Source organism: Nonomuraea antri (genome assembly GCF_013283785.1).
Taxonomy (GTDB): domain Bacteria; phylum Actinomycetota; class Actinomycetes; order Streptosporangiales; family Streptosporangiaceae; genus Nonomuraea; species Nonomuraea antri.
The window spans coordinates 1-5875 of the sequence record NZ_JABCPZ010000381.1 but is presented as its reverse complement, the minus strand read 5'-3'; the positions used below and the strand labels follow the sequence as shown (position 1 = coordinate 5875).

Annotated in this window: 7 protein-coding genes; 5 read left to right on the top strand and 2 right to left on the bottom strand. The window is 72.0% G+C overall.

Going from position 1 to position 5875, the window contains the following annotated elements; all coding sequences use genetic code 11:
• Positions 1-31 precede the first annotated feature (31 nt).
• The 5 genes from dapA to HII36_RS52675 all read left to right on the top strand — a co-directional run bounded on the left by dapA (position 32) and on the right by HII36_RS52675 (position 3987).
• Positions 32-943 carry a 4-hydroxy-tetrahydrodipicolinate synthase gene (gene dapA / locus HII36_RS52695; protein ID WP_173530943.1) on the top strand — a complete coding sequence of 304 codons (912 nt, stop codon included), beginning with the start codon at positions 32-34 and terminating at the stop codon, positions 941-943.
• On the top strand, positions 943-2409 hold the full coding sequence (gene hpaE / locus HII36_RS52690; protein WP_173530942.1) for a 5-carboxymethyl-2-hydroxymuconate semialdehyde dehydrogenase: 1467 nt from the start codon (positions 943-945) through the stop codon (positions 2407-2409). The genes dapA and hpaE overlap by 1 nt, the downstream gene beginning before the upstream one ends.
• A gap of 132 nt (positions 2410-2541) precedes the next feature.
• Positions 2542-2694, top strand: coding sequence for a DoxX family protein (locus HII36_RS52685; RefSeq protein WP_173530941.1), 153 nt, complete (start codon positions 2542-2544; stop codon positions 2692-2694).
• Between the two features lie 55 nt (positions 2695-2749).
• Positions 2750-3493: a class I SAM-dependent methyltransferase gene (locus HII36_RS52680; RefSeq protein WP_173530940.1), complete on the top strand. Its 744-nt coding sequence runs from the start codon at positions 2750-2752 to the stop codon at positions 3491-3493.
• A gap of 101 nt (positions 3494-3594) precedes the next feature.
• Positions 3595-3987, top strand: a complete 393-nt coding sequence (locus HII36_RS52675) for an STAS domain-containing protein (protein WP_173530939.1) — start codon at positions 3595-3597, stop codon at positions 3985-3987.
• Between the two features lie 33 nt (positions 3988-4020).
• Here the strand turns inward: HII36_RS52675 and HII36_RS52670 are convergent, their stop codons facing one another.
• Both HII36_RS52670 and HII36_RS52665 read right to left on the bottom strand, forming a co-directional pair.
• Positions 4021-4572, bottom strand: coding sequence for a hypothetical protein (locus tag HII36_RS52670; RefSeq protein WP_173530938.1), 552 nt, complete (start codon positions 4570-4572; stop codon positions 4021-4023).
• A gap of 65 nt (positions 4573-4637) precedes the next feature.
• Entirely contained in the window at positions 4638-5663 is a 1026-nt protein-coding gene (locus HII36_RS52665; protein WP_173530937.1) for a LacI family DNA-binding transcriptional regulator, read from the bottom strand.
• Positions 5664-5875 lie beyond the last annotated feature (212 nt).

The window sequence follows — 5875 nt, the reverse complement described above, 5'->3', positions numbered from 1 at the left end:
ACCCCGGCCCACTCGCAAGGAGAAAGCACGCATGAAGTTCCGTTCGGATCCGGGCACGATACGCGGATCCATCGCCCCCGTGGTGACGCCGTTCACCGACGCGGGCGAGCTCGACCTCGACTCGCTGCGCGCGCTGGTGCGCTGGCAGCTCGAGCAGGGCTCGCACGGCATCTCCACCGGCGGCTCGACCGGCGAGCCCGGCGCGCAGTCCGCCGACGAGCGCGTCGCGGCGATGGCCGCGGTGGCCGAGGTGACCGCCGACCGGGTGCCGTTCCTGCCCGGCACCGGCTCGGCCAAGCTGGACGAGACGCTCCGGCTGACCGCCGAGGCCGAGCGGCTGGGCGCCGACGCGGCGCTGGTCATCACGCCGTACTACGCCAGGCCGACGCAGGAGGCGCTGTTCCGCTGGTACGCCACGGTCGCGGCCGAGTTCCCCGCGCTGCCGATCGTCATCTACAACGTCCCGTCGCGCACCGCGGTCGACATCGCGCCCGAGACGGTGGCCCGGCTGCGCAGGGCGCACGACAACATCGTCGGCATCAAGGAGACCACCAAGGACTTCGAGCACTTCTCGCACGTGCTGAACCTGTGCGGGCGTGACTTCCTCATGTGGTCGGGCATCGAGCTGCTGTGCCTGCCGCTGCTCGCCATCGGCGGGGTCGGCTTCGTCAGCGCCGCGGCCAACCTGGCCCCGGCCACGGTGGCGCGCATGTACGAGGCGTACACCGCGGGCGACCACGCGACCGCGCTCGACCTGCACTACTCGCTGCACCCGCTGGTGGAGCTGCTGTTCGTGGAGACGAACCCGGCCCCGGCCAAGTGGGTGCTGCAGCGGCGGGGGCTGATCGCCTCCGGCCACGTCCGGCCGCCGCTGATCACACCGACGGACGCGGGGATCGCCCGCATCGAGGAACTGCTGGCACAGAGCGAGGGAGTCGCGTGATGAAGCTGGAGCACTACATCGGGGGCACGCACGTCCCGAGCGTGTCGGGCGAGACGTTCAGCGCGCTGGACCCGTCCACCAACGAGCCGTACGCGGAGGTGGCCGCGGGCGGCGCGGCCGACGTCGACGCGGCGGTGTCGGCGGCGGCCAAGGCGTTCGCCGACGGCCCGTGGAGCACGATGCCCGCGGAAGGGCGCGCGGCGGTGCTGCGCAAGATCGCCGCGGCGATCGAGTCCAGGGACGAGCACATCGCGACGCTGGAGTGCCGCGACACCGGCCTGCCGATCACGCAGGCACGCGGCCAGGCCCACCGGGCCGCGCAGAACTTCCGCTTCTTCGCCGACGTGATCACCACGATGGGCGACGACGTGTACCGGGTGGGATCGGCACAGCTCAACTATGTGGTGCGCAAGCCGGTCGGTGTGGCCGGGCTGATCACGCCGTGGAACACGCCGTTCATGCTGGAGACGTGGAAGCTGGCGCCCGCGCTGGCGGCAGGCTGCCCCGTGGTGCTGAAGCCGGCCGAGTGGTCGCCGATGTCGGCCGGCGTGCTCCCGGAGATCATGGCGGAGGCGGGGCTGCCGGAAGGCGTGTTCAACCTGGTGCACGGCATCGGCGAGGACGCCGGCGCGGCCCTGGTGGCGCACCCGGACGTGCCGGTGATCTCCTTCACCGGGGAGAGCGGCACCGGCCAGACGATCATGCGTTCCGCCGCGGCCCAGTTGAAGAGCCTGTCGATGGAGCTGGGCGGCAAGTCCCCGCTGGTGGTGTTCGACGACGCCGACCTGGACCGGGCGCTCGACGCGGCGGTGTTCGGCGTGTTCTCGCTCAACGGGGAGCGCTGCACCGCGAGCTCGCGGGTGCTGGTGCAGGACACGGTGTACGAGTCGTTCGTGGCGCGCCTGGCCGAGCGGGCCGCCCGGGTGCGGGTGGGCGATCCCGGCGATCCCGGCACCGAGCTGGGCGCGCTGATCCATCCCGAGCACTACGCCAGGGTCATGGAGTACGTGCAGGCCGGTCTGAGCGAGGGCGCCCGCCTGGTCGCCGGCGGCGGCAGGCCCGGCCACCTGCCGGTGGGCAACTTCCTGTCGGCGACGGTCTTCGCCGACGTGACGCCGTCGATGCGGATCTTCCAGGAGGAGATCTTCGGCCCGGTGGTGTGCGTGACGCCGTTCTCGACCGAGGCGGAGGCCCTGGAGCTGGCCAACGCCACCAGGTACGGCCTGGCCGCCTACCTGTGGACCAACGACCTGCGCCGTACCCACCGGCTGGCCCAGTCGATCGAGGCCGGGATGGTGTGGGTCAACTCGCAGAACGTGCGTGACCTGCGCACCCCGTTCGGCGGGGTGAAGGCCAGCGGCGTGGGACGCGAGGGCGGCCGGCACAGCATCGACGTCTACACGGAGTCGCACATCGTGCACGTGGCCACGGAGGACCTGCCGATCCCCCGCTTCGGCGCGGCCTGAGCGCCCGCCTGGAACGGCCCTGGATCACGCCCGGGCCGTTCCAGGCGGCGGCGGACGAGGTCACGGAACCACCGGGAGCAGGTGAGACCGGCGGTGTGCCGGGCAGGCGGCCTTCTTTGAGGAGGATCGCCGATGTTCGTCGCCTATGTGGTCGTCACCGTGCTCACGATCGCGGCCAACGCCGCCGTCGCGGTCGCCGACCTCGCCCGTTCCCCGTGGGTGCTGGGCAACATGGCGTCCGTGGGGATCGCGGAGCGGTGGCTGCCGCCGCTGGCCGCGCACTGATCGTCCTGGCGCCGGGCGATGGACATCCGGTACGCCCGGCACCATCGTGGACAGGATGGAACAGGAGCAGATCTGGGATTCCGCCACCGCCGAAACCTACGACACGCCGGGCACCGGCATGTTCGCCCCCGACGTGCTCGGGCCGACCGTCGACCGTCTGAGCAAGCTCGCGGACGGCGGCCCCGCGCTCGAGTTCGCCATCGGGACCGGCCGGGTGGCCGTGCCGCTGGCCGAGCGCGGCGTGCCGGTGACCGGCATCGAGCTGTCGGCGGCGATGATCGGCCGGCTGCGCGCCAAGGCGGACGAGGCGACGATCCCGGTGGTCGCCGGTGACATGGCGAGCGCCACCGCCCCGGGGACGTACACGCTGGTCTACCTCGTCTACAACACGATCGCCAACCTGCTCACCCAGGCCGGGCAGGTGGCCTGCTTCCGAAACGCGGCCCGTCACCTGCGGCCCGGCGGCCGGTTCGTGATCGAGCTGTGGGTGCCCGAGCTGCGCAGTCTCCCGCCCGGCCGGCCGGCCACGGTGGGCGTCGTGGAGCCGGGCTACATCCTGCTCGACACCTACGACGTGCTGAACCAGCACGTCGTGTCACACCATTTCCGCTTCGGCGAGGACCGGCAGGCGCATCTGCACCGCACCCCGCACCGCTACATCTGGCCGGCCGAGCTCGACCTGATGGCGCAGCTGGCCGGGTTCGAGCTGGAGAGCCGGCACGCCGACTGGGCCGGGGTCGAGTTCACCGCGGAATCGCCGTCGCACGTCTCGGTCTACCGCCTCCCGCCTGGGCGGTAGCGGCCCGACCTCCGGGGCGACCTCGTTTGCCGCCCCAGAGCAAGGGCACGGATAGGACATTCGCGGCACGGCCTGGCGAGGGCGTGGAGAGGGGACGGGCCATGAACCACGATGCCTTGCACCTGTCGGTCCGCCGGGAGGGCGACGTGCTCCTCCTGCGGCCCTCGGGTGAGCTGAGCTGGAACACGGTGTCGCCGCTGCGCGAGTGGCTGGCCGCCTACGAGCGGCGGCCGGCGCCGGTGACGGTGGTGGACCTGTCGGCGGTCACCGGGCTCGACGCGGTCGGGCTGTCGGTGCTGCTGTCGGCCCGGGTCAGGGTGTCGGGGCGGGCGCTGGCCTACGCCGCGCCCGCCACGGTGGTGGCCGACATGCTGCACGTCACCGGCGTGGCCGCGCACGTGACGCTGTACGACAGCGTCCAGGCGGCCACGGCGGCGATCTCCGCCGGGCGGAACGGCCAGACCGGCGGGTTGCGGGCGCCGCACGTGGCGTGAGACGCCCGCGCCGTCAGAGGCGAGCCGGACCCGTCAGGGGAAGTCCTTCGGGTTGACGTGGCTGGTGCTCGCGTTGCCGCCCTTGACCGGGTTCAGCGTCAGCCGGTAGCCGCTGGCGGAGGTCGCGGTGGTGGTGAACTTCACCTGCCGGTTGAAGCGCTGGTAGGCGGCGCTGCTGGTGAACCTGCCCTTGGAGAGGCTGTACCGGTAGCCGGTGGTGAAGAAGATCCGGTACGTGCCGTCCCTGACGTCCTTGATGGTGGCGCTGGACCGGGCGCGGACGTAGATGCTGATCGCCTTGGTGCGGCCCCTGACCAGGGTGACGACCGCGTCCCTGCTGGTGCCGTTCTGGATCTTGAGCTGGCCCAGGCCGCCGCTGATGCGGTCGTAGAGGATCTTGCCGTTGCGCGGCCGGGACGCGGCGGCGGCCTGCTGCGACACCGCGGTGACGCGCTCGGCGGACACCGTGGTGGTGGAAACCGTGGGGGCGGCCGCGGCCGGGGACGACGTCAGCAGCCCCGAGGCCAGCGCGAGTGCCGCGACGACGCCGGCGCGAGCCGGGGTTCCTTCGAAAAATCTCTTCACAGTCAACGTCTCCTGAGGATCAAGGTCACGCCCAACATAGAAGAACCCGCCTGATCGCGCACCCCTTATATCCCGACATTTCGGGTAGTCGATTCTCGGACGATGAACGTCGACGGCAGCCTCACCCGCTCGGCCACCGGCGTGCCGTGGATCAGCCCGCGCAGCATGTCGACGGCGTGCTCGGCCAGCCGCTCCGGGTGCATGTCGATCGCCGAGATCCGCGGGCTGCTGGTGCGGGCGTGCTCGGAGTCCGAGGCGGTGGCCAGCAGGGTGCGCCCGGGCACGCTCACCCCGGCCCCGCGCAGCTCCTCCAGGACGCCGGCCGCCTGACGCCCGGTCGCGCACAGCACGGCGTCGGGCACGCCCTCGCGCAGCAGCCGGGCGGCGACGGCCTGCCCGCCCTGGATCCCGGCGCCCTCGGCGGCCCGCAGCACCCGCGCCTCCAGCCCGGCGGCGGCCGTCCAGGCGCGGTAGGCGGCCTCGCAGTCCTGGTTCCAGCCGTTGGAGTCGGTGCCGGCCACCAGCGCGATGTCCCTGGCCCCGGCCGCGGCGAAGTGTTCGAGCACGGTCCTGGTCGAGCCGTCGTCGTCGGAGGAGACCCAGTGCGGTTCGTCCGGCCTGGCGGCGTTCCTGCCCAGCGAGACGTACGGGATGCCGCGATCCTCCAGCCGCTGGACCACCGGGTCGTCCACCACCGGGTCGGAGACGACGTAGCCGTCGAGCGAGTAGGCGAAGGCGGGCACCGGCGAGCGCAGCAGGTTGGGCACGAACATCATGCCCAGGCCGCGGTCCATGGCCGTCACGGCGGCGCCGGTCAGCAGCCTGCTGAAGAAGTCGACGCCGCTGGGCGCGTACTCGCCGATGGCGTCGAGCGGGCGCAGCACCATCCCGATCGTGCCCATGGGCGAGCGGCGCAGGCCGCGGGCCAGCGCGTCGGCCTGGTAGTCGAGCTCGGCGGCGACGCGCTTGATGTGCGCGCGGGTCTTCTCGCTGAGCGTGCCCTTGTCGTTGAGCGCGAGCGAGACGGCGGCGACCGAGACGCCGGCCCTGCGGGCCACGTCCTCGATCGTCAGGCCCTTCCTGCGTGCCATCCGCCGCCTCCCTGCTCGGAAGATCATAAATCGATTTATAACGATACGTGGCCACCATGGCATAAAACCTTTTACTTCTCTAGCGTGGGCCCCCGTTCGATTTCGGCTTGTCGAAGGAGCCCCCCGTGTCACGCTCCCCCGTCGTCGCCGCGGCCCTCGCGGCCGCGGTCGCCACCGCACTCACCGCCTGCGGCGCCCCGGCCGCCTCCTTC

Coding starts and splice junctions, on each gene's coding strand:
- dapA (WP_173530943.1), top strand. CDS start 32: ATGAAGTTCCGTTCGGATCCGGGCACGATACGCGGATCCATCGCCCCC.
- hpaE (WP_173530942.1), top strand. CDS start 943: ATGAAGCTGGAGCACTACATCGGGGGCACGCACGTCCCGAGCGTGTCG.
- HII36_RS52685 (WP_173530941.1), top strand. CDS start 2,542: ATGTTCGTCGCCTATGTGGTCGTCACCGTGCTCACGATCGCGGCCAAC.
- HII36_RS52680 (WP_173530940.1), top strand. CDS start 2,750: ATGGAACAGGAGCAGATCTGGGATTCCGCCACCGCCGAAACCTACGAC.
- HII36_RS52675 (WP_173530939.1), top strand. CDS start 3,595: ATGAACCACGATGCCTTGCACCTGTCGGTCCGCCGGGAGGGCGACGTG.
- HII36_RS52665 (WP_173530937.1), bottom strand. CDS start 5,663: ATGGCACGCAGGAAGGGCCTGACGATCGAGGACGTGGCCCGCAGGGCC.